A 19985-nucleotide genomic window follows, 5' to 3' on the forward strand; every position below is an offset into this window, starting at 1 on the left:
TGCGTCAAAAGGTTACTCTTTTGCCACCTCTGAAAACCGGATAGATGCAAACCTATGACTTTGCGCGTAAAAAATGTCAGCGTGGCCCGCGGCGGCGTGGCTGTTCTGGAAGGGATCACCTTTGATGTGCCGCCCGGCAAAGGACTGATTCTCAAAGGCCCCAACGGGGTTGGAAAAACCACACTTCTGCGCACGGTGGCCGGGCTGCAACCCGCCTTCAAAGGCACGATCGAAGCGCCTGAAGAAAGCATCGCTTACGCTGCGCACAGCGACGGTTTAAAGGCCATGCTGACTGTTGTTGAAAACCTGAAGTTTTGGGCGGAAGTCTTTGGAAAGTCAGATATATCCGCTGCTATAGAGGGCTTTGATCTGGTCGATTTACAAGACCGTCTCGCAGGCTCGCTCTCCGCCGGTCAGAAGCGCCGCCTCGGCCTCGCGCGCCTTTTGGTGACAGGTCGCCCGATCTGGATTCTGGATGAGCCCACTGTCTCGCTGGACACAGCCTCCGTCGCACTCTTCGCCCGCGCCGTAGAGCAGCACCTCCAATCCGGCGGCAGCGCCCTTCTTGCCACCCATATAGAGCTTGGTCTCAATGTCGACATACTAGATGTTGGGCCATTCCGCGCCACGGCCAGCGAAGGCGCCATATCAGGTTACGACGAGGCGTTCCTATGAAAGCGTTGTTGCTGCGGGATTTGAAACTGGCCTTCCGCGCCGGTGGTGGCTTTGGGCTCGGGATCGCTTTTTTCCTTATAGTTGTGATACTTGTACCATTTTCTGTAGGTCCCGAGAGCAGCCTTCTGACGAAGATCGCCCCCGGTATCCTTTGGCTCGGCGCACTGCTCGCCTGCCTGTTGTCCCTAGATCGCATTCTGGCACTCGACTGGGAAGACGGCACCCTCGATCTCGTGGCCACATCCCCACTGCCACTGGAGGCTGTGGTGTCGGTCAAAGCGCTGGCCCACTGGCTCACCACGGGTGTTCCTCTGGTTGTAGCTGCGCCGCTCTTTGGCGTGTTGCTGAACCTGCCTGCGGAAGGCTACATTTGGCTTGTGACTTCCTTGGCATTGGGCACTCCCGCATTGAGCGTGATTGGCACTTTTGGCGCTGCATTAACTGTAGGTATCAAACGAGGCGGATTGCTGCTTTCTCTTTTGATTTTACCACTTTACGTGCCGACGCTCATCTTTGGAGCCGAGCTTGCACGTCGTGGCGCGGAGGGGCAGGCTGTATCTACGCCGCTATTGATGCTTGCCGGGATCACCTTTGGTGTCATTGCGCTTTTGCCCTTTGCCAGTGCGGCGGTATTGCGTGTTAATCTGCGATAGCGCTTCGGGTATTTAATCCATATCAAAGCAGCTGTGATGCTCTCATGGAAGTGAGATGCAAAACTCGGCACAGAAAGTTAGGACGACCGCATGGGATCGATCTGGGAATATGCCAATCCGGTGAAATTCAGCCAAACCGTTTCGCGGTTCCTGGCACCTGTCGCGATCACAGCGGGTGCCTGTTTGGTGGTGGGCCTGATCTGGGGCTTTTTCTTTACACCGGATGACTTTCGACAAGGCTCTACGGTGAAGATCATCTATCTGCATGTGCCCTCTGCACTGATGGCGATCAACGCGTGGTTCATGATGCTGGTCACCTCGCTGATCTGGCTGGTGCGTCGCCATCATGTGAGCGCCCTTGCGGCCAAGGCAGCTGCGCCCATTGGCATGGTCATGACTGTGATTGCGCTTCTGACGGGGGCGATCTGGGGGCAACCGATGTGGGGCACATGGTGGGCCTGGGATCCGCGCTTGACCTCCTTCCTCATCCTTTTTCTGTTTTATCTCGGCTACATAGCCCTTTGGGAAGCGATTGATGATCCCGACACCGCCGCAGATCTGACGTCTGTTCTGTGTATTGTAGGATCGGTTTTTGCCGTGCTCAGCCGCTACGCCGTAAACTTCTGGAATCAGGGTTTGCATCAGGGCGCATCCTTCGCCCGTGTTGAGGCAGTAACGGGAGGGGACACGACAGAGAAGGTTTCCAACGTTTTCTTCGTACCATTGCTGGTGTGCATCGCGGGTTTCGTTCTGCTGTTTGTGGCATTGGTTTTGTTGCGCACACGCACTGAAATTCACAAGCGCCGCACACGTGCGCTATTGGCAAGGGAGCGCTTGGCATGATGCCGGACCTTGGAAAATACGCTGACACGGTGTTGTCGTCATATGCGGTTTCGCTGCTGTTGATTGCAGGTCTTGTTTGGCTCAGCATTCGCGCCGCTCGCAAAGCCCGTGCGGATCTTGATAAAGTGGAGGCCCGTCGCAATGAGCGCTCGTAAAGTTTCTCCGCTGATGTTGTTGCCGCCCTTACTCTTTGCAGGGCTCGCAGCGCTCTTTCTGATAGGAATGCAACGCCAGAATCCTGATGAACTGCCGAGCGCTTTGGTTGGCCAACAGGCACCGACCGCCGAAATGACGCCATTGGCCGACAAGCCCATGTGGGATGATGCTGCGCTGCGCAGGGGCCAGCCGACATTGGTGAACTTCTGGGCCAGCTGGTGTGGCCCGTGCCGGGTAGAGCATCCCAACCTTATGCAATTGCAGCAGGAAGGTCTTGCTGTTTTGGGGGTCAATTACAAAGACATGCAGGGCAATGCCTTGTCTTTCCTCAAAGAACTGGGGGATCCTTATGAGGCCGTTGGCGCTGATAGTGCGGGCCGTATGGCGCTGAACTGGGGTGTCTATGGCGTGCCGGAAACCTATTTGATTGATGGTCAGGGCAATGTGGTGCTGCGTATCGCAGGCCCCGTAACGCAGCGCGAAATTGATGAGCGGCTGCGGCCTGCACTTGAGAGCCTGAAATAGCTTTCCCCACACACGTGTTATGACCAACCCACGCCTCTTGGCGTGGGTTTTTCTTTGTGAGTGCGATTTGGTGATAAGGCCGATTTGGTCTACCACTAAAGGGATTTTACAGAGTGATTTTCTTTGGAGTGAGAGTGATGCGTTTTGCCGCCTACAATATCGAACATTTTGATCGCGCCTTTACCAATCAGAACGCGCTTGAATTGGATCACAAGCGCAAGAGCCGGGATCCTCTGCCGCAAATTGAGGCCGTAGGTGCTGTGCTGTCAGAAATCGATGCAGATCTGATTGGCATCACCGAAGCGCCCAACACAGCCAAAGGGCGCGACGCGGTAAAATCCACAGTGACTTGTTTGGAAAATTTCGCGGCTCATGCGGGGCTGCGCGCACGTAAATGTCTGTTTGGTTTCAACGCAGGCACGCAGGAAATCGCGGTGCTCTATGATCCGGATACGTTGGAGCTCAGCCACAAGCCCAGTGGTGTCTCGGGGAGTGCGAAGAGCCCCAGATTTGATGAAGCTTTTCTTTATGACGCAGATGAAGACGGTTTACTTGAGTTACACCGCCATGATCGGCCACCGCTCGAAGCACGTGTTCTGCGCAAGGACGGTGGCGCAGACATCAATCTGTTTGTGGTTCATGCCAAATCCAAGGGGATTTTCAATAGTGTTGATCTGGTAAACTTAGAGCGGACGTCGCGCAAAAACCGTCTTCGTTTGTTTGCGCAAGCTGCCTCTATTCGGGAACGCGTCGAGCGTTTGCTACAAGACGACGCACATGTGGTTGTGATGGGGGATATCAACGACGGGCCAGGTATGGACGAGCATGAGGCCAAGTTTGGACGCTCTGCTGTTGAAATCATCATGGGAGATCTTTTCGAGCCAGAAAAGATTTTACGCTGCTACGCCGGGCGCCCAAAATGGAAACGGTTTGGTTGGGAGCCATCCACCACGCGGTTTTATGACCAGATCACGGAAGATCCGATCAACGCAATGATCGACCTTATACTGACAAGTCAGGCTATACGTCCCTCAGGCGGAGCGGCGTATAAGATTTGGAACCCTTATGAAATGTGGACAAAATCCGAACGCGAGACAGACCAAAACCAAATTCTGAGCAAGGCTCTCAAATCTGCGAGTGATCATTTTCCGGTAAGTTTCGACTTTCAATGAACCCCTAGTTGTTTGCAGAGCAGGCGCGCGTTTGCCAGTTCGCAGCCATCCAGAAGACGCCTTTTCATGAAACTTGTGGTTCATATGTCTCATAGGATGTTACTTCACCGATTTCTCGCGAAACCTTGATTGGCAAGTGAGCCGTCGCAGGCATAAAACGATGTCTGGGACACGCTCTAGGGGATGACTGTGACTATGATCCGAACAACAGCTATTTTTGCGACTCTGTGGCTTTCACTTGCTTCAACAGTTGCCGCACAAGAGTCGCCTGTTGTCGTGGAGCTATATACATCTCAGGGGTGTTCTTCTTGCCCACCGGCAGATGCTTACTTGCGGGAGCAATTGGCGGGGAGAGAAGATGTCATCGCCCTCGCGCTGCATGTTGATTATTGGGATTACATTGGCTGGAAAGATGAGTTTGCCAACCCTGCTTTCACCCAACGCCAACACAGCTACGCCCGCGCTGCGGGACATCGCTCAGTATACACGCCTCAGATGATCGTGAATGGACAAGATCACGTGGTTGGAGCGCATCCGAACAAAGTTGAGCGGTTGATTGAGGCGCATAAGGCTGCGCCAGAATTGGTTGACCTGCAAGTCACCCGGAATGGCGGTACAGTGAGTATTGCCGCTTCGACAGAGTTAAGCACGCCGATGAATGTGCATGTCGTCCGATATCGGCCTGCTGAGAAGGTTTCGATCAAGCGCGGAGAGAATGCAGGTAAGGTGTTTTCTTATGCCAATATTGTGGATGATTGGCAAAATGTGCGTCGCTGGACCGGGCGGAGTGATCTTGCCATGGAAGTTTCCATTGATGGCTCTGCGCCGTTGGTTGTGTTGATCCAACGCGAAAACGGCGGCCCCATTGTTGCCGCCGCTCGTTTGAAGTGATGTTCGCATAACGCGAATCCGCATTGGTCACGAGGGTAGGGAATTAATCCTCGTCGTCGTCCTCGTCGCTGATCAATTCAATCTCGCCGAGTTCAACCAACTCACGCACGCCAGTGGTGATTTCCGACATCGCGGCTTCGGCCTCTTTGGTTTTGACTTCACCGCGGTCTGTGATGCCTTCGCGCAGCTGATCTGCCATACGCGCCGACATGTTGTTGAGAATGAATTCGGTCGCGATCCCAAAGTCACCTTCTGTGGCGTAGGCCATTGCGGTGATCAAAGTGCCCTCGTCCAGATCACGCACAAGCCGCGGAATATCCAGTGGTTTCACACGCGTAGCGATATGGGCGTATGTAAAGATGCGTCGGCGAACGGCAACTGCGAACTCGGCATCTTTCTCATCAAGAGACTCGAGTACATTGTCGCGCGTCGCAGTTGTGGCATTGTTGAGGATGGCGCCAAGACGATCCTCTGGACCCTGTTTGAAGGCCTTAGGAGGGCGATCTTCGATTTGGCAGGCCAAAGTCAGTCCGATGCGGTCCACGGCCTCTGGTGTGATGCTTTCGGTCATGGACATTGCGAATGTGATCCGGCGCGCCTTTTCACCCGGGAGCTTAGCCAGCACGGTCGCGGCTTTATCGACCGGCAGTTTTGACATCAGAACAGCAGACACCTCGATGCTTTCGCTATCAACCATTTTGACCAGTTCAGGTACTGTCAGATCCTTGATGCGTGACCAAGGGTTCCCAATCATACGAACGCCGGCCTCTTTGCGCAGTCGTGCCTCGGTGAGCGGACTGATTTGCCCCTGCAGAACGCTGAGTGCACCTGAGACACCATTCGGGAAGAACAGGCCAATAGACTCCAACTCTTGGGCAAACTCCATGAGCACTTCAGCGAGCGTGTCGCGGTCGATATAGCCCATGTCGCCCATCATGTAGGTCAGATCGGCTTGGTGTCCGTCTGACAGCTCTCCCAAAGCCAGTTCTGCGCCTTCGTTGAGAAGAAAGCGCACAATGATTGCAGCCTTTTGTGGACGGGTGAGTGTGGTTTTGCCGAGGTTGCCAAAACTGGGCATATCAGTGGGGCCGCCCAGCGGCGCCAGAGGAATCGGACTGCTCATCAATGTCTCCATAGATCTTGAGCAGCAATCTCTCACCCAACCCTAAATAAACTCTGAACAACTTGCTTAAAGCGTCTTGGTTTTTTCTGACAGTTGCGGGCGACAGCACTATTCAAAACTGATCGCGCTGCGTGCGCTTAAGGTGCGGTTGGGGCAAACATGGGTGTTATGCTTGCCCCATAAGATCAGTAATTGAACGTGTCGCCGGTTTGAATTGCCTTGGCAAGAGCAACCTCTGGCCAGCTGCCTTCGCCGCCACGGTCCCTGATTTCTTTCAACTGAACACGCGCAAGATCAAGCCGCCCCGCTTCGACATGAGCCTGCCCCATGTAGGATCGTGCCAGAATGTTGTCCGGGTTCTGTATCAGCGCCTTGTTGTAATAGCGCATGCCTTCATCAACATTGCCCAGCCGACGGTGTGTGAACCCCCAATAGGTCAGGACGCGATCAGAATTTTGGTCTGACATCATTGCCAGCAGGTTTTGCGCCGCAGCGTTTTCACCAGCATAGGCGAGGCTGCGCAGGCTTTCAAAATAGTCATCGTCGGTCAGTGAGCTGTCTTTTTGCACCACACATTTGCCGGCGCTTTCGCTGTAGACCTTGCCACTGCTGCAATGAACAGTTTTCGGCTTTGGCTCAGACGATCCGCTGCCAGCAGCCCAGACCGGCCCGGATACAGCAAAAACAGCAACAGACGCGACTGCGAAGGATTTGAATGACATCTTTTTCTTCTCCAAAAACTCTCTGTGCTAAGCATTACGCTAACACGCGGTATTGAGATGTCGTAGTCACAGCCCTGTTAGTTCAAAAAAAGTTTAAAAAAAGGCGCAGCCAATGGCCGCGCCCTTCTTGGATTCGTTTCGCAATCCGCGTCTTAGTCTTTGAAAACGCGTGCGAAAATCGTGTCGACATGTTTGGTGTGGTAGCCCATGTCAAATTTTTCGTTGATGCCATCTTCACCAAGTGCTGCCACGACCTCTGCATCGGCGAGAAGCTGCTCTTGGAAATCCACACGTTCTTCCCAGACTTTCAAGGCGTTGCGCTGTACCATCGCGTAGGCATCTTCTCGGCTCACACCAGCTTGGGTTAGAGCAAGGAGCACACGTTGAGACATCACCAGCCCAGGGAATTTGTTCATGTTATCAAGCATATTCTCTGGGAAGATCAGCATTTTGTCGATGACACCGGCCAGGCGGTTCAGGGCGAAATCCAGCGTGACGGTGGCGTCAGGGCCGATGCCACGCTCCACAGAGGAGTGGGAGATATCGCGCTCATGCCACAAGGCAACGTTTTCCATCGCAGGGATCACGGTCATGCGGACCAGACGGGCCAGACCGGTCAGGTTTTCGGTCAGAACCGGGTTCTTTTTGTGTGGCATCGCAGACGAGCCTTTCTGGCCCATTGAGAAGAATTCCGCTCCTTCCAGCACCTCGGTGCGCTGCATGTGACGGATTTCAACCGCGATGTTCTCGATGGAGCTCGCGATCACACCCAGCGTGGCGAAGAACATGGCGTGACGGTCACGTGGGATCACCTGTGTGGAGATTGGCTCTGGGGACAGGCCAAGCTTTGCGCATACGTGCTCTTCGACCGCCGGATCAATGTTGGCAAAAGTGCCAACTGCACCGGAAATCGCACCGGTTGCGATCTCTTCGCGCGCTTGTTGCAGGCGTGCTTTATTGCGGTCCATTTCGGCGTAGAAACGCGCAAAAGTCAGCCCCATGGTGGTGGGTTCCGCGTGGATGCCGTGAGAGCGACCAACGCGCAGAGTGTCTTTGTGCTCGTAAGCGCGCTTTTTCAGGGCTGCGAGGACTTTGTCGAGATCGGCTAGCAGAATGTCAGCTGCGCGCACAAGTTGGACGTTCAGACAGGTGTCCAGAACGTCAGAAGAGGTCATGCCCTGATGCACGAAGCGGGCTTCTTCGGAGCCGACATGCTCTGCCAGGTGGGTCAGGAAGGCGATGACATCGTGTTTGGTGACTGCTTCGATTTCATCGATGCGTGCCACGTCGAATTCCACATCTTTGGCTTTCCAGACGGCATCCGCGTTTTCCTGCGGGATAACGCCCAAATTGGCTTGAGCGTCGCAGGCGTGCGCCTCGATTTCGTACCAGATGCGGAACTTGGTTTCAGGCGACCAAACGGCGACCATCTCGGGGCGGGCATAACGCGGGATCATATCTCAGCCTTGTTTTTAGCGTGGGGTCGAGCGTCGTTTAGACGGCAAAGTGCCAAACAGCAAGGGAAGGTGCGGTATACGGTGTATATTGCTTGTATTTTGCACGCTTTGAGTGTCCTAATGCGCGAAATTTCAATGGAGGCATTTATGAAAGTTTGGTCCAGCCTTGTCGCTTGTGCAGCGGCGGGCGCTCTTTTTGTTCTACCACATGTTGCGCATGCCGAAACGGAAGTGACCTACGCCGATGCGGGTCGCAATTTGTTCGAAGTGACTGTGCCCGACTTCTGGACGTTGCGTGTGGGCGGAGAGCGCGAGATTACACCGCCGTCCGAAGACGCCCTGCGCCCGGTTGCGCGTGTCTTTGGTTTATCCCCGGAAAGCGCCAATGGCGTTTGGGTCGGCCTGATGTCGCCGCCACAGTTGAGATCTCTTAAGGATGCACGCGATTATGCCAAAAGCCTGAGTGGCCAACTCGCGAAAACAACCGAGATTGTGCGCACAGAAGAGCGCACGGTTGCGGGATATCCTGCTTTTGTCATCGACGGTAAGGGGCGCCGCAACGGGCGGTCAGTCAACTTTACGGCCGCAGTGCTTGAGTTGCCGCGCGACCGTGTTGTCGTGGGCCTCACCGTGCTTGAGAAAGGCTATGATCCCGATGCCTTGAGCGATGTTAACGCAATTTTGCAATCCATTCAGGCGCGGTAAGGGGCTGATATGTTGAAGAAAAGATCTTTGAAGGCAGTGTCTGGTCTTGGGCTGGCAGCAATGGTTTTGGCCGCTTGTGAAGGGGCCAGCACAAGTGGGTATGTCAGCACTGGTGCTTATTACGACTCGATGATGTGGAATGACTACTATCACCCATATCCGGTCTATCCCGACCGCCCAGATCGACCGGATCGCCCAGATCGTCCGGACAGACCAGACCGCCCAAACAGACCTGTGCACCCAATCGCCCCAGCTCCGCCAGTTGCCCGCCCGCCGGTTGCGCGGCCACCGGTTGCCCGGCCTCCAATCGCAAGACCGGGACCAAGGCGTTAAACTGAGGCGTTCTCTGCAGGGCCGGCGAGGGTTGTGCGCACAAGGGATGACTGTTCCAATGTGCGATGAACCGGGCACCGATCTGCGATTTCGAGCAGTCGTTGCCTTTGCTCCTCACTGAGGTCGCCTTCTAGGTGGATGTTGCGCAAGAACGTATCCACCTTTTGCCCTGCAGGCGCTTCGGCATCACGAGCATGCACCTTGTCGTGGCTGACATCGACCCAGACATGTGTAAGCGGCCAGTCTTTGCGCCTTGCGTACATGCGAATTGTCATGGATGTGCAGGCGCCGAGTCCGGCAGCCAGAAAACCGTAGGGCGTCATACCCTGGTTTGTACCGCCGTACGCTAGAGGCTCATCGGCCAGGGCGTGATGGGAAGGACCGGCATTTACATCTTGCAGAAAGCCTGCGGGATCGGCTTCTGCGACACGTACGATACCTTCTGGCGCGCCGGGAGGCGGGGCGGGGGGACGCAGATCCAAATACCGGGCGGCCCAGGACGCTATCACTTCTGCAGCATATTCTGCATCCTTCGGATTAGAAATCAAATGATCTGCGTCATCCAGCGTCACAAAGCTTTTGGGGTGCTTTGCTGCTTTAAAAATACGTGCGGCGTTCTCTATGCCTACGGTGCTGTCACGGGGTGCGTGCAGGACCAATAGGGCTTGGTTCAGTCCATTGATACAGGGGGCGAGGTTTTGTGCTGAGATGTCTTCGAGAAACGCCCGCGTTATCTGAAAAGGTCTTCCTGCGAGCTGCACTTCGGCTTGCCCGTTCCTGTCGATTTCGGTGATGGACGCGCCGAACTGATGGCTGACATGCTCCGGATCAAAGGGCGCTCCCAGCGTCACCACGGCTTTGGAACTGGCAATACGCGTCGCTGCTTTCAACACTGCCGCACCGCCTAAGCTGTGTCCGATAAGCAAGCTGGGAGCCATACCACGGCTCTTAAGATAGGCTGCGGCTGCCTCAAGATCTGCAACATTAGAGGAGAAATGTGTATTTGCAAATTCGCCCTCTGAATGCCCAAGGCCAGTGAAATCAAATCGCAGAACTGCGATGCCCATGGCGGCCAATCGCGACGCGACACGGCGGGCGGCTGGAATATCTTTGGAACAGGTAAAACAATGGGCAAACAAGGCTGTCGCGAGATGGGGACCATCTGGCAAATCAAGGCGTGCGGCCAGCATTTCGCCACCGTGGCCGGGGAAAGTGATACGTTCGATAGGCATTTTAGATCTCCTGCGCCGATGGGCTCAATGTGTGTTCAAGTGCTGCCAAGGCAAAGGAAGATTTCGCTTGGTCACGCCAAGGTGACTGAATGAGAGGTAATTCTTTTGAACAATGGCAAAGACTTGTTTTTGTGCGTGCCTCAGGCTCGTGCTTTGGATAGGCATGAGGCATGAAGCCGATTTTACAGAGCCATATCCCCTATGACGCGCTTGCCGAGAAGGCGCTCCCAGGTATCGCACCGCTTCCTTTGGAGGAATGGTTGCTCATTGATGAAGCTTATGCCGCGCAAATGGCGTTGCGCTGCGACCTGCTTGAGCGTTGCAAAGACGACGTGACACGCTTGGATCCGGGCGCTTTGGTCGCTGCCCAGGAGGTGTTGCAAAACGTTTTGGATGTTTTGGCGGATCGCACCGACTTTGGCGTATCCGCAGGGCAGGTGGTGTGCCCAGATGGACGTGTGGTGATCCTCGACTGGGACAACCCCATGGAGACGCTTGGACAGCTCATCCAAGAAGATATCTGTCTTTTGCATAAGCAAGGCCATGAGCATGTGCTGACAGGGGCGGTATTGTGTTTTCCCGCAAGCTGGACGCTGGCTGAGAAAATTGGGAAGCCGCTGATTGGTATTCACACACCCGTGCCAGAATATGATGCCAATATCGCCAAACGTGTGCAGCGCCTTTTTGATGGTGTGCGCGTTGGGCGCCCGCTGTGGCGCAAGAACGCGCTTTGGTATGACGATCCGACGTTGTTTACCCCACGTTCTGAAACGGCACCCCGCAGTCCGGTGACAGCCAAAACGGGCGCCTATCTCAGGTCCGAACGCCAGAGTATGTTGCGATTGCCAAAGAGCGGTGCGGTTGTTTTCGCCATCCACACATTCGTTGTGCGACGCGCAGATGTTTTGGGTGATGACTGCGCACCCAAGTGAGGGAACGCGCACCTGCAAGGCGCGCGCTTTCCGCGGAATGTTCCGCTGAGACCTTACGCTTTGGCGCGCTGGAGCATGCCAAAGAGATCACGTGGATCATCGGGATCAGCCAGCATGTCCAGATCCTCATGGAACGGTGTTTCAGCAACTTTGTCGCGCACGTAGCGCAGAGCCGAGAAGTCTTCGATGGCAAAGCCAACGCTGTCAAAGAGCGTTGTCTGGCGCGCATCCTGACGGCCTTGTTTGGTGCCGGTGATGACCTGCCAAAGCTCTGTAACGGCAAAGTCTTCGGGCATTTGCTGAATTTCGCCTTCGATGCGGGTTTGTGGTGGAAACTCCACAAATACGTCAGAGCGATCAAGGATACCTTTGGCCAATTCGGTTTTGCCGGGGCAGTCGCCGCCAATCGCGTTGATGTGCACTCCTGCGCCAACCATATTGTCGCTCAGGATGGTCGCATTCTGTTTGTCCGCTGTGCAAGTTGTCAGGATCTGTGCGCCTTCAATCGCCTGTTCAGGAGACGTGCAGCGCACCACAGTCAAACCGCTGTTGGCCAGGTTTGCGGCGCATTTTTCCGTGGCTGCTGGATCTTTGTCATAAAGGCGCACGGTCTTTATTCCCAGAATGGCTTTCATTGCGAGGGATTGAAATTCGGATTGTGCCCCGTTTCCGATCATTGCCATGGTGTCTGAGCCTTTGGGGGCCAGATATTTTGCCGCCATCGCAGAAGTTGCCGCTGTGCGGAGTGCTGTCAGAATGGTCATTTCGGTCAGCAACACTGGGTAGCCGGTATAGACATCTGCCAGCAAGCCAAAGGCGGTTACGGTTTGCAGACCTTCCGCGGTATTCTTGGGATGACCGTTTACATATTTGAACCCATAGGCCTCGCCATCGGAGGTCGGCATAAGCTCGATCACGCCCACCTCGGAGTGGCTTGCCACCCGTGGTGTTTTGTCAAACAGTTCCCAGCGGCGGAAGTCCTCTTCGACATAGTGGGTCAGATCGATCAACATCTGCTCGACGCCGATGTGATGGACGAGACGCATCATGTTGTCGACAGACACAAAGGGGACGAGGGCTTTTTCTGAAGGTTGGGTCATGCGGGATTGGCTCCTGAGGAGAAATTGGGGATCTGGGCAGCGCGCTGCCCGAATGTATTGTTAAGTGAAGCTACGTGTTGGACGATCAAACACGCGCCGTCCGAGCGCTGAGGCCGCAAGATCGACCATAAGCTTTGCAGTGCGGCCGCGCTCATCCAGAAAGGGGTTCAGCTCTACAAGATCCAAAGAGGTGACGAGTTCACTGTCGTGTAACATTTCCATTGCGAGATGGGCTTCGCGCACGGTTGCGCCGCCGGGAACAGTTGTGCCGACTGCGGGCGCGACAGAGGGGTCTAGGAAGTCAACGTCGAGCGAGACATGCAGCAGTCCATTGTTTTGGGCGACGTGTTCGAGAAATGCGGCCAGCGGACGTGCAATGCCATTCTCATCAATATCGCGCATGTCATGCCGGCGGACTTGCGTGGCTTGCAGCGTTTCCCGTTCTGCCAGATCCACGGAGCGCAGGCCGATCATACAGATATTTTCCTCTGGCACTGGGTTTTGCATTTTTGGAAATCCGTCAAACCCCTCACGACCAGCGAAGTAGGCGACAGGTGTGCCATGTAGATTTCCACTGTCGCTCGTGAGCGGCGTGTGAAAATCTGTATGGGCATCCAGCCAAAGAACATAGAGCGGACGATTTATGTTCGCCGCATGGTTGGCGATGCCTGCGACTGTGCCTGCTGAGAGGCTGTGATCTCCGCCCAGAAAAATGGGGAACCCTTTGCTGACCGCGGTTTCAGCCACTTCGGCCAATGCGCGCGTCCAGGCGATTGTTTCGTTTAGGGCGTAGGAGGGGGTGTTTGGCGCGTCAGGTTCAAATCCACGCGGTGCGACATTGCCAAGATCTTCGACCGTGTGGCCAAGATCCTCTAGGCTTTCGCGCAACCCAGCTGTGCGGAAGGCATCAGGGCCCATCAAACACCCACGTCGACGTTTGCCGCTATCTACTGGCGCACCAACCAGCAAACATGTTTTTTCAGTCATGTGTTCATCCATCTGACGATTTTCTTCGCAAGATGTTTCCGAAATGTATTGAATTACACCCAGCAATTTGCACATAACGCCTGCACATTGGTCAATTTGGATAGTGGAGCCGTCAAAATGGATGATGTTGATCGCAAGCTGATTTCTGCGCTGCGCAATGATGCCCGAGCTTCGCTTTCTGATCTTGCGCTGACCTTGGGTGTTTCTCGCACAACCGTGCGGGGGCGGATTGAACGGCTCCGTCAACGTGGCGATATTGTCGGTTTTACGGTGGTTTTACAGGATGATGTGAAAACGGATCCGGTACGCGGCTTGATGTCTATTGAGATCGAGGGCAGGGGGACCGACCGGATTGTGCGCCAGCTCAGTGGATTTACGCCCGTGCGAGCAATTCACAGCACGAATGGGCGGTGGGACCTTATTGTGGAGCTAGGCACCGACACTCTGGCCACGCTGGATGAAGTGTTGGCGCAGATCCGACGCTTGGATGGGGTGGCAAACAGCGAAACCAGTTTGTTGCTTTCCACCCGGAAATCCGGGTGAAAAGTGCTTTGCCATAATCAGGCCAAACGCTTGATCGCATAGACCCAGAGCAAAGCTGCACCGAGCGACAGCAGTGCGTTGTAATTTGCCATCGACAGGCCGAGCATCTGCCATGGGATTTCATCGCACCGCACCAATGGGGCATTCATGATCTGATTGAAAAGATCGTCGGCGCTCATGCCGGTGATATCGCCACTTGTGCAAGTGGAAGGTCCTTCCCACCAGCCGCGCTCAACGCCAGAGTGAAATAGGGCCAATGCGCCCGAGGTCACGACGCCCAAGGCCGCCACATAAGCGAGTAGCGTGACACCACTTACAAGCGCAAGCGCGCCTGCGCCCGCTGCGACCCAATGGGGATAGCGCTGGTAGTAGCAAAGCTTACAGGGCGGTAATCCACCAATGAATTCAAAAGCCCAAGCTCCAAGGATCATGCTGACCGAAAACCCGGTCAGCAGCAGAAAGACGTATTTGCGTGTCATGTTTTAGAGATATCTCACTACGAGGAAGCCGCCGAAAAGCAGCAACAGAAAGACGGTCGTCACGAGGCCCAGACGGTTTTCAATAAAGTCGCGGATGGGTTCGCCGAAAGCACGCAAAAGTCCTGCGACAAGAAAGAAGCGGATTCCGCGCGCCAGGATCGAGGTTGCGATGAACGTACCCAGTGGCATGCCTGTGAAACCGGACATGATGGTGATGACCTTATAGGGGAAGGGGGTGATCCCTGCACCAAGCACGGCCCAGAACCCAAAGTCATTAAAGCGTGTCGAGAACTCAGCCACGGCATCTGCCTTGCCAAGCGACATCAAGATCGGCTCGCCAATCTGTTCGAAAGCAAAATGCCCAATGGCATATCCAAGCATGCCGCCCAGAACCGATGAGACGAGCGCCACCAAAGCGATGAGCCATGCGCGCGACGGTGCGGCCAGAATCATCGGAATCATCAAGATATCCGGCGGGATTGGAAACACGGAGCTTTCAATAAAGCTGATAAAGGCGAGCGCCCAGAGGGCCCTAGGATGATCTGCCAGATCCATGGTCCAGCGATAGAGGCGTTGAAGCATACTTCGGTCTCTTAAGCCTTATTTTCCACCTTTCTCTTGCGTAGGGCATTGGCATTTAAGTGCAAGCAAATAATCATGGAATGGGCATAACTGCGCCAACAGTGGATCTTTGAAACTCTGTCAGAAAGTTGCGTTTTGTGGGTGGACCTTCCTTTGAAGCTTGGCTAAATGGAGAGCGTGGCCCAAGTGGCGGAATGGTAGACGCAGGGGATTCAAAATCCCCCGCCTTCACGGGCGTGAGAGTTCGAGTCTCTCCTTGGGCACCACATTTCCTTTCTGCTAAGTGTGTGAATTTTTACGCTTATTAATCGAGATTCTCAATCGCTCTAAAGCGAAGCGTTGAAAGTGTGGATCAGCGCTTTAAGGGTTTGTCGCTTAGAAGCTGAAGCCGATGCCGACTTTCACAAAGGGCGCGATCGGCAGGTCATCTAGCGTTTCATTGATATCAGAAAGCTCTGCATCAATGTCAGACTGAGAGATTGTATTGGTGGGGTCGCTGCCTATTGCAGAGGCACTTCCAGTATACACCACCCCCAAGTCGCCCGTGAATACAAACCTGCTGTTGCGGATCGGGGTTTGGACTCCCATGGAGATCATTGGCGCAAGGGAGCGATCAAAGCGCGCGTTCACATTTAAGGGTGCAGTGTAGGCAGTGCCATTCACGATTGTGCTGCCAGTTGTTGCCCCGTCGAATACATGGTCCAAGGTTATGGCGCCTGCACTCAGGCGGAACGCATTGCTGCTCGTGTAGTAATCGAAGATCAGCCCGAAGCCGCCTAAAGCGACGTCGCCGTCGTAGGTGTTGCCTTCAATGCTCGTATCAATTGATGTTGATCCGTTTCCGTACATTCCTCGCATGCCGAAGCGGTTGTTAAAGCGATAACCTGCTTCGAGCGTATGGCCCAAGACCGACTCGCCTACGCTGAGAGTGAATGGCCGCGTGACGTCCTCTGCATCGGAAGACGCAGGCAGGCTAACGATCATGGCACTAAACGCGAGGGCGAGGCAGCGGTTCATATCAAGCTCCTGTTGTTCGCTCCGCGCAAAGGGGGCATGGGAACGGCCGAAGTCTGAAAGTTTGATCAGTAAAATAGCGCAAGTTTTCTTTGGGAATGGTTAATTGCGATTTTGTGAGGCCTTGTGTTGCCTGTGTTGTTAGAAAATCCTTTGAGATGAGAGGCATCTGCGTTACTAATTCCCTAGTAATTTAACCACGGAGTGGCCTATTGGCACGTCGACGCAGTGAAATGCTCACGGATGTTGAGCTTGAGTTTATGATCGCCCTTTGGGACATTGGATCGGGCTCAGTGCGCGATATTATGGCGGCGCTGGATGGTCAAAATCCGCGCGCTTATACATCGGTTGCCACCGTGATGAAGATTCTCGACGAGAAGGGATTTGTCACCTCGGCCCGAAAGGATCGTGCGCTGGTTTATACCCCATCTGTTGCGAAGCGCGACTATGAAGGTCGCAGCCTGAAGAACCTGTCAAAAACCTTGTTTGGAGGAACCCCGACAGCGCTGGTGGCGCGACTGGTGGATAATGAGGATCTGACAGATGAAATGATCCAGGAAATCAAAGAGATCATTGAAACGAGGATCAGAAAGGATGACTGTTGATCAAGTCGTAGGGGGGGCGATCTGGATACAGCTTGTGATCCTTTTGGCCGCGTTGGTTTTCGGTGCTTTTGAGGGTATTTTGATACTCTCTGGGCGACGACGGAGCTATTATACGCGGCGTCGGATGGGGATGGCTGTGATCGCTTGTCTTGCGGTGTTGCCTTTGGTGGCGCCTTATCTTGTGTCCTCTCCTTATGCGGCGAACGTTAATGCAACGGACGCTTTGGTTTCGCATGTTCTGAACGGCAATATCGACATCAGCGCCCATCAGATGCAGCAGCTTCTGGTGATGAAAACCGACTGGTTGTCACAGATTGCCAACGCAAGCTCGGTGATTGCTCAAGTGGTGATTGCCGCGTTTCTGGCGGCCTTGATTGCACGGAGTGGTTACCTGCTGTTGAACGTTGGGCGCATTCGCCATGCGATCCGCGAAGGCTTTGTTCTACATCACACAAAACGCTGCCGCATTGTGGCGAGCCCCACTGTGAGTGTGCCATTCTCGACCCGTGGATTGTGGCGCTATTATGTGGTGCTGCCACAGGCGATGCTGCGGGATCGCACGGCGGTGCAAATGGCGCTTGGTCATGAGCTGCAACACATCCGCCAAGGCGATGTGGATGCGGAAGTTCTGCTTTCCCTGATCTCTCCCGTTGCGGTGCTCAATCCCGGTTTCTGGTTTCTTTCCAGTCGCTTGCGCAAGCTTGGTGAACTGGCGTGCGACCGGGCCTATCTGTCGCGCAAAGGCTTTGATGCGCACACTTATGCACTGCGCCTTCTGGAGATTGCACGGCGCAGCAGCAATGCGACGCAACAACCTGCCGCCTTTGGCGTGCCACTGGTGGGGCGGCGGGTGCCGTTTCTGTCGCGCCGCTCGATGCTGAAGGACCGCATTCTGGAGATTGCGCAGGATCAGGATGCCCCGGCCAAAGAGGCGGTTCTGTTTGGTGCGCTCCTGTCTGTCGTGATGGCCGTGTGTGTGCTGGTGGGCGCGGTTGCGCTTGCGGAGCCAGAAGACTGGAGCCACGAGCGCATTATGTTGAGCACGGTGGCTAATCTGGATCGGCTGAACCACCTGAACACTTTGGCGCAGCGCACCTGGTAAAACAGGCGGCAATTTACGCTAAAAGTTAACGCAAAACGCCCCGTTGTGAGAGGATCACGGCGGGGCGTTAACCATTTGCAGGTACGTCGGTATTGCGTCTGTATCGCGGCTGTTTTGCGTAGGTGCCATTTCGGCGGGCCGAAACGCGTTAATCTTTGAGTCGTTTTGCCTGAAAACCGGCAAAAGTGTTGCGTGTTGCGTTGGGAGAAAAACTGCCGATTTGGGATCCTCACACGTGGTGTGACGGTTTAGGGCGCTGCCCCTGCCACATCTGCGATGTGGCTACCCCGGGATATTTTAGGAATGAGAAGCCTTTGGGGGATTTCTGATGTAGTGAAGAATGCAATCGTGCCCCCTCGTCCGCGCGACGGCGAATTTTGGTGCTCGTACCATCATGGTGTTGTCTATAGGCGGTGCTGTCTGACACAAGCTGGCAATCACGTTTAACGGGATTGATTTCATATGATATTCTTAGATTGGTTGTTTTTGGCAAGGTAGATCAATTATGCTATCGACGGAAAACATGCTGGAGATCAAATTGCAGGCCGAAATTGAAGATGCATATCGCAGGTCCAGAAACTCTTGGGGGTGGCGTTTATTGGCAAGTCCTGAGAATACTCTCAGTGGCGCACAGGTCGCGTTTATTGGCCTTAACCCCGGCGGCACCGTTGTGCACTCGGAACATTCGATCTATGCGATGCCATCAGGCCACAGTGCTTATGTCGACGAAAGTTGGGCCGGACATATAGCTGGTCAAAGCCCGCTGCAACGCCAAGTAAGAGCATTGTTCTCTCGGTTGGACGTTGCTCCTCATGCTGTCTTGGCTGGGAATCTTGTACCGTTTCGTTCGCCTGATTGGAAAAGCCTGCAAGACCCCAAAGGTTCCCTCGCGTTTGGAAAAGACCTTTGGAGTAGAATTCTTAGTCGTGCAAAACCCCCCATTGTGATCACTATGGGAGGCGACACGACTAAGGCCATTGTCGAACTTCTAGGGGTTTCTGATTTAGCACGCTATCCGGTCGGGTGGGGAAATGTCACGGCGCAGCGTGGAGCCTTCGATGGCGGGACATTGATTGGATTGCCGCACCTATCCCGATTTGGCATTATGACCCGGACAAAAAGCGCAGACTTTTTGGACAAACTGTTCGAAGGAATTCGCTAGCAAATTTATGGCGTGGGTGGATTTGCAGACTTTAGCAGAGATTTGTAGGTACTCTCTCCAAAATCTCTTCGACTTGTGGATTTTCTGTCCTGTGGGTCCGCCCGGCACATCCTTAGGAACTCAATTTTTGCGTGTCCTACCTAGGCAGCCTTTAGGCGGATCAACCATATAAAGAATGTGTGAAAAGATAGTCGCGGCGTGTTTTCATGATTGTCGAGCGATGAAACCTCGTATTTTCAGGCGGATACGTAATCTTGTTGGAGATATTTATGAAAAAGATTTCGCTCGCTGCACTGGCCATCAGCTGTGCTTCAACCGCCTTTGCAGACGCTGCGCCTCGCTATGACGAGTTCCTGGCCATTATTCGTGACAATGGCTGCAGCATCACCTGGCAGGAGATGCAGGTTGTTTTCCTTGAGGGCGCAGGTTTCGAGGTTGAGCAGGTGCAAGACCTTGCGGGGTATGCCATCGAAAACGGTGCCGCCACTCTTGAGAACAACCGCTCGGAGCCAGACAATGACAAGCTGGTTCTGTCAAAGGCGGCTTGCAAAGGCTGATCGACACTTCGGTCTTTGAGGTCTCACGCCGCTTAGGCCGTTAGTGCTGTGAGGCTGCGCCGAGAGGCTCTGAGCGAGTGGCGCTAAACGCGCTGTGGCAACAAAAAAAGGCAGACGCGGTGAGCGTCTGCCTTTGGTTTTTCTGTGACTTGGGATCAGACTTTCCAGAAGCAGAAGGTGCCCCAGCCGATTGCAAGACCCAGTGGCCACCAGAGCGGTTCGCCCATCAGACCCAGCCATGCAAGGAAGATGAAGCTGCCACCCAAGCATGTGAGGAACAGGCGGTCACCGCGGGTGGTGACAAGGCCCAGTGCGCCTTTGCGCTCGTCCCCGCCGGGGCGCTTGATCTCCAGCACAATCAGCAGGCCGATTGTGGAGAACAACACGATGAAGATTGCGGCCGTGGGCCATGTCCATGCCATCCAGCTCAGCATA

The 19985-nt window shown here is 54.5% G+C and carries 25 protein-coding genes and 1 tRNA gene; 16 read left to right on the top strand and 10 right to left on the bottom strand.

Annotated features, from left to right (window positions below; all coding sequences use genetic code 11):
• Positions 1–54 precede the first annotated feature (54 nt).
• The 7 genes from ccmA (at position 55) to J7413_RS00245 (ending at position 4915) form a co-directional block, all read left to right on the top strand.
• Positions 55–675, top strand: a complete 621-nt coding sequence (ccmA, locus tag J7413_RS00215) for a heme ABC exporter ATP-binding protein CcmA (RefSeq protein ID WP_209095335.1) — start codon at positions 55–57, stop codon at positions 673–675.
• Entirely contained in the window at positions 672–1328 is a 657-nt protein-coding gene (gene ccmB, locus J7413_RS00220; protein WP_209095337.1) for a heme exporter protein CcmB, read from the top strand. The genes ccmA and ccmB overlap by 4 nt, the downstream gene beginning before the upstream one ends.
• A gap of 90 nt (positions 1329–1418) precedes the next feature.
• A complete protein-coding gene (locus J7413_RS00225) occupies positions 1419–2171 on the top strand; it encodes a heme ABC transporter permease (RefSeq protein WP_209095339.1) in 753 nt (250 codons plus the stop codon).
• Complete coding sequence (gene ccmD, locus J7413_RS00230) at positions 2168–2326, top strand: heme exporter protein CcmD (protein ID WP_209095341.1); 159 nt, start codon at positions 2168–2170, stop codon at positions 2324–2326. Before J7413_RS00225 ends, ccmD begins: the two co-directional genes overlap by 4 nt.
• On the top strand, positions 2313–2852 hold the full coding sequence (locus J7413_RS00235; RefSeq protein ID WP_247743269.1) for a DsbE family thiol:disulfide interchange protein: 540 nt from the start codon (positions 2313–2315) through the stop codon (positions 2850–2852). Before ccmD ends, J7413_RS00235 begins: the two co-directional genes overlap by 14 nt.
• A 137-nt stretch (positions 2853–2989) precedes the next feature.
• Entirely contained in the window at positions 2990–4024 is a 1035-nt protein-coding gene (locus J7413_RS00240; protein ID WP_209095342.1) for an endonuclease/exonuclease/phosphatase family protein, read from the top strand.
• Positions 4025–4219: 195 nt separating this feature from the next.
• Entirely contained in the window at positions 4220–4915 is a 696-nt protein-coding gene (locus J7413_RS00245; RefSeq protein WP_209095343.1) for a DUF1223 domain-containing protein, read from the top strand.
• Between the two features lie 43 nt (positions 4916–4958).
• On the opposite strand, the gene J7413_RS00250 is transcribed toward J7413_RS00245, so the two are convergent.
• The 3 genes from J7413_RS00250 to purB all read right to left on the bottom strand — a co-directional run bounded on the left by J7413_RS00250 (position 4959) and on the right by purB (position 8217).
• Entirely contained in the window at positions 4959–6038 is a 1080-nt protein-coding gene (locus J7413_RS00250) for a FliG C-terminal domain-containing protein (RefSeq protein ID WP_209095344.1), read from the bottom strand.
• 185 nt (positions 6039–6223) lie between these two features.
• Positions 6224–6760: a tetratricopeptide repeat protein gene (locus J7413_RS00255; protein WP_209095345.1), complete on the bottom strand. Its 537-nt coding sequence runs from the start codon at positions 6758–6760 to the stop codon at positions 6224–6226.
• 152 nt (positions 6761–6912) lie between these two features.
• Complete coding sequence (purB, locus tag J7413_RS00260) at positions 6913–8217, bottom strand: adenylosuccinate lyase (protein WP_209095346.1); 1305 nt, start codon at positions 8215–8217, stop codon at positions 6913–6915.
• Between the two features lie 147 nt (positions 8218–8364).
• Between purB and J7413_RS00265 the strand changes: the two genes are divergently transcribed.
• Both J7413_RS00265 and J7413_RS00270 read left to right on the top strand, forming a co-directional pair.
• Positions 8365–8922, top strand: coding sequence for a hypothetical protein (locus J7413_RS00265; RefSeq protein ID WP_209095347.1), 558 nt, complete (start codon positions 8365–8367; stop codon positions 8920–8922).
• Between the two features lie 9 nt (positions 8923–8931).
• Entirely contained in the window at positions 8932–9255 is a 324-nt protein-coding gene (locus J7413_RS00270; protein ID WP_209095349.1) for a hypothetical protein, read from the top strand.
• On the opposite strand, the gene J7413_RS00275 is transcribed toward J7413_RS00270, so the two are convergent.
• Positions 9252–10487 (bottom strand): alpha/beta fold hydrolase, encoded by a 1236-nt coding sequence (locus J7413_RS00275; RefSeq protein WP_209095351.1) that lies wholly within the window; start codon positions 10485–10487, stop codon positions 9252–9254. The two genes, J7413_RS00270 and J7413_RS00275, sit on opposite strands and share 4 nt — an antisense overlap.
• Positions 10488–10657: 170 nt before the next feature.
• On the opposite strand from J7413_RS00275, the gene J7413_RS00280 reads away from it, so the two are divergent.
• The gene (locus J7413_RS00280) at positions 10658–11419 is read left to right on the top strand and encodes a DUF3445 domain-containing protein (protein WP_209095353.1); all 762 of its coding nucleotides are present in this window, start codon (positions 10658–10660) and stop codon (positions 11417–11419) included.
• Between the two features lie 53 nt (positions 11420–11472).
• Here J7413_RS00280 and J7413_RS00285 read toward each other — a convergent pair whose 3' ends face one another.
• Together J7413_RS00285 and rocF are read right to left on the bottom strand one after the other, a co-directional pair.
• Complete coding sequence (locus tag J7413_RS00285) at positions 11473–12519, bottom strand: ornithine cyclodeaminase (RefSeq protein WP_209095355.1); 1047 nt, start codon at positions 12517–12519, stop codon at positions 11473–11475.
• Positions 12520–12579: 60 nt separating this feature from the next.
• Positions 12580–13506 carry an arginase gene (gene rocF, locus J7413_RS00290; RefSeq protein WP_209095357.1) on the bottom strand — a complete coding sequence of 309 codons (927 nt, stop codon included), beginning with the start codon at positions 13504–13506 and terminating at the stop codon, positions 12580–12582.
• 117 nt (positions 13507–13623) lie between these two features.
• On the opposite strand from rocF, the gene J7413_RS00295 reads away from it, so the two are divergent.
• A complete protein-coding gene (locus tag J7413_RS00295; protein ID WP_209095359.1) occupies positions 13624–14049 on the top strand; it encodes an Lrp/AsnC family transcriptional regulator in 426 nt (141 codons plus the stop codon).
• A gap of 17 nt (positions 14050–14066) precedes the next feature.
• Here J7413_RS00295 and J7413_RS00300 read toward each other — a convergent pair whose 3' ends face one another.
• Positions 14067–14528 (bottom strand): disulfide bond formation protein B, encoded by a 462-nt coding sequence (locus J7413_RS00300; protein WP_209095361.1) that lies wholly within the window; start codon positions 14526–14528, stop codon positions 14067–14069.
• A 3-nt stretch (positions 14529–14531) separates the two neighbouring features.
• Complete coding sequence (locus tag J7413_RS00305) at positions 14532–15110, bottom strand: YqaA family protein (protein WP_209095362.1); 579 nt, start codon at positions 15108–15110, stop codon at positions 14532–14534.
• A 180-nt stretch (positions 15111–15290) separates the two neighbouring features.
• Here J7413_RS00305 and J7413_RS00310 point away from each other — a divergent pair.
• Positions 15291–15376: transfer RNA gene (locus J7413_RS00310), tRNA-Leu, on the top strand.
• 109 nt (positions 15377–15485) lie between these two features.
• On the opposite strand, the gene J7413_RS00315 is transcribed toward J7413_RS00310, so the two are convergent.
• Entirely contained in the window at positions 15486–16127 is a 642-nt protein-coding gene (locus J7413_RS00315) for a hypothetical protein (RefSeq protein WP_209095363.1), read from the bottom strand.
• Positions 16128–16357: 230 nt separating this feature from the next.
• On the opposite strand from J7413_RS00315, the gene J7413_RS00320 reads away from it, so the two are divergent.
• From J7413_RS00320 to J7413_RS00335, 4 genes are all read left to right on the top strand, one after another.
• On the top strand, positions 16358–16729 hold the full coding sequence (locus J7413_RS00320; RefSeq protein WP_209096699.1) for a BlaI/MecI/CopY family transcriptional regulator: 372 nt from the start codon (positions 16358–16360) through the stop codon (positions 16727–16729).
• Positions 16719–17831, top strand: a complete 1113-nt coding sequence (locus J7413_RS00325; RefSeq protein WP_209095364.1) for a M56 family metallopeptidase — start codon at positions 16719–16721, stop codon at positions 17829–17831. Before J7413_RS00320 ends, J7413_RS00325 begins: the two co-directional genes overlap by 11 nt.
• A 523-nt stretch (positions 17832–18354) precedes the next feature.
• On the top strand, positions 18355–18993 hold the full coding sequence (locus J7413_RS00330; RefSeq protein ID WP_209095365.1) for a uracil-DNA glycosylase family protein: 639 nt from the start codon (positions 18355–18357) through the stop codon (positions 18991–18993).
• A gap of 269 nt (positions 18994–19262) precedes the next feature.
• Positions 19263–19550, top strand: coding sequence for a hypothetical protein (locus J7413_RS00335; protein WP_209095366.1), 288 nt, complete (start codon positions 19263–19265; stop codon positions 19548–19550).
• 155 nt (positions 19551–19705) lie between these two features.
• On the opposite strand, the gene J7413_RS00340 is transcribed toward J7413_RS00335, so the two are convergent.
• Positions 19706–19984, bottom strand: a complete 279-nt coding sequence (locus J7413_RS00340) for a DUF2160 domain-containing protein (protein WP_209079048.1) — start codon at positions 19982–19984, stop codon at positions 19706–19708.
• Position 19985: the final 1 nt, after the last annotated feature.

The organism is Shimia sp. R10_1 (assembly GCF_017744095.1).
In the GTDB taxonomy this organism is placed as follows: domain Bacteria; phylum Pseudomonadota; class Alphaproteobacteria; order Rhodobacterales; family Rhodobacteraceae; genus Shimia.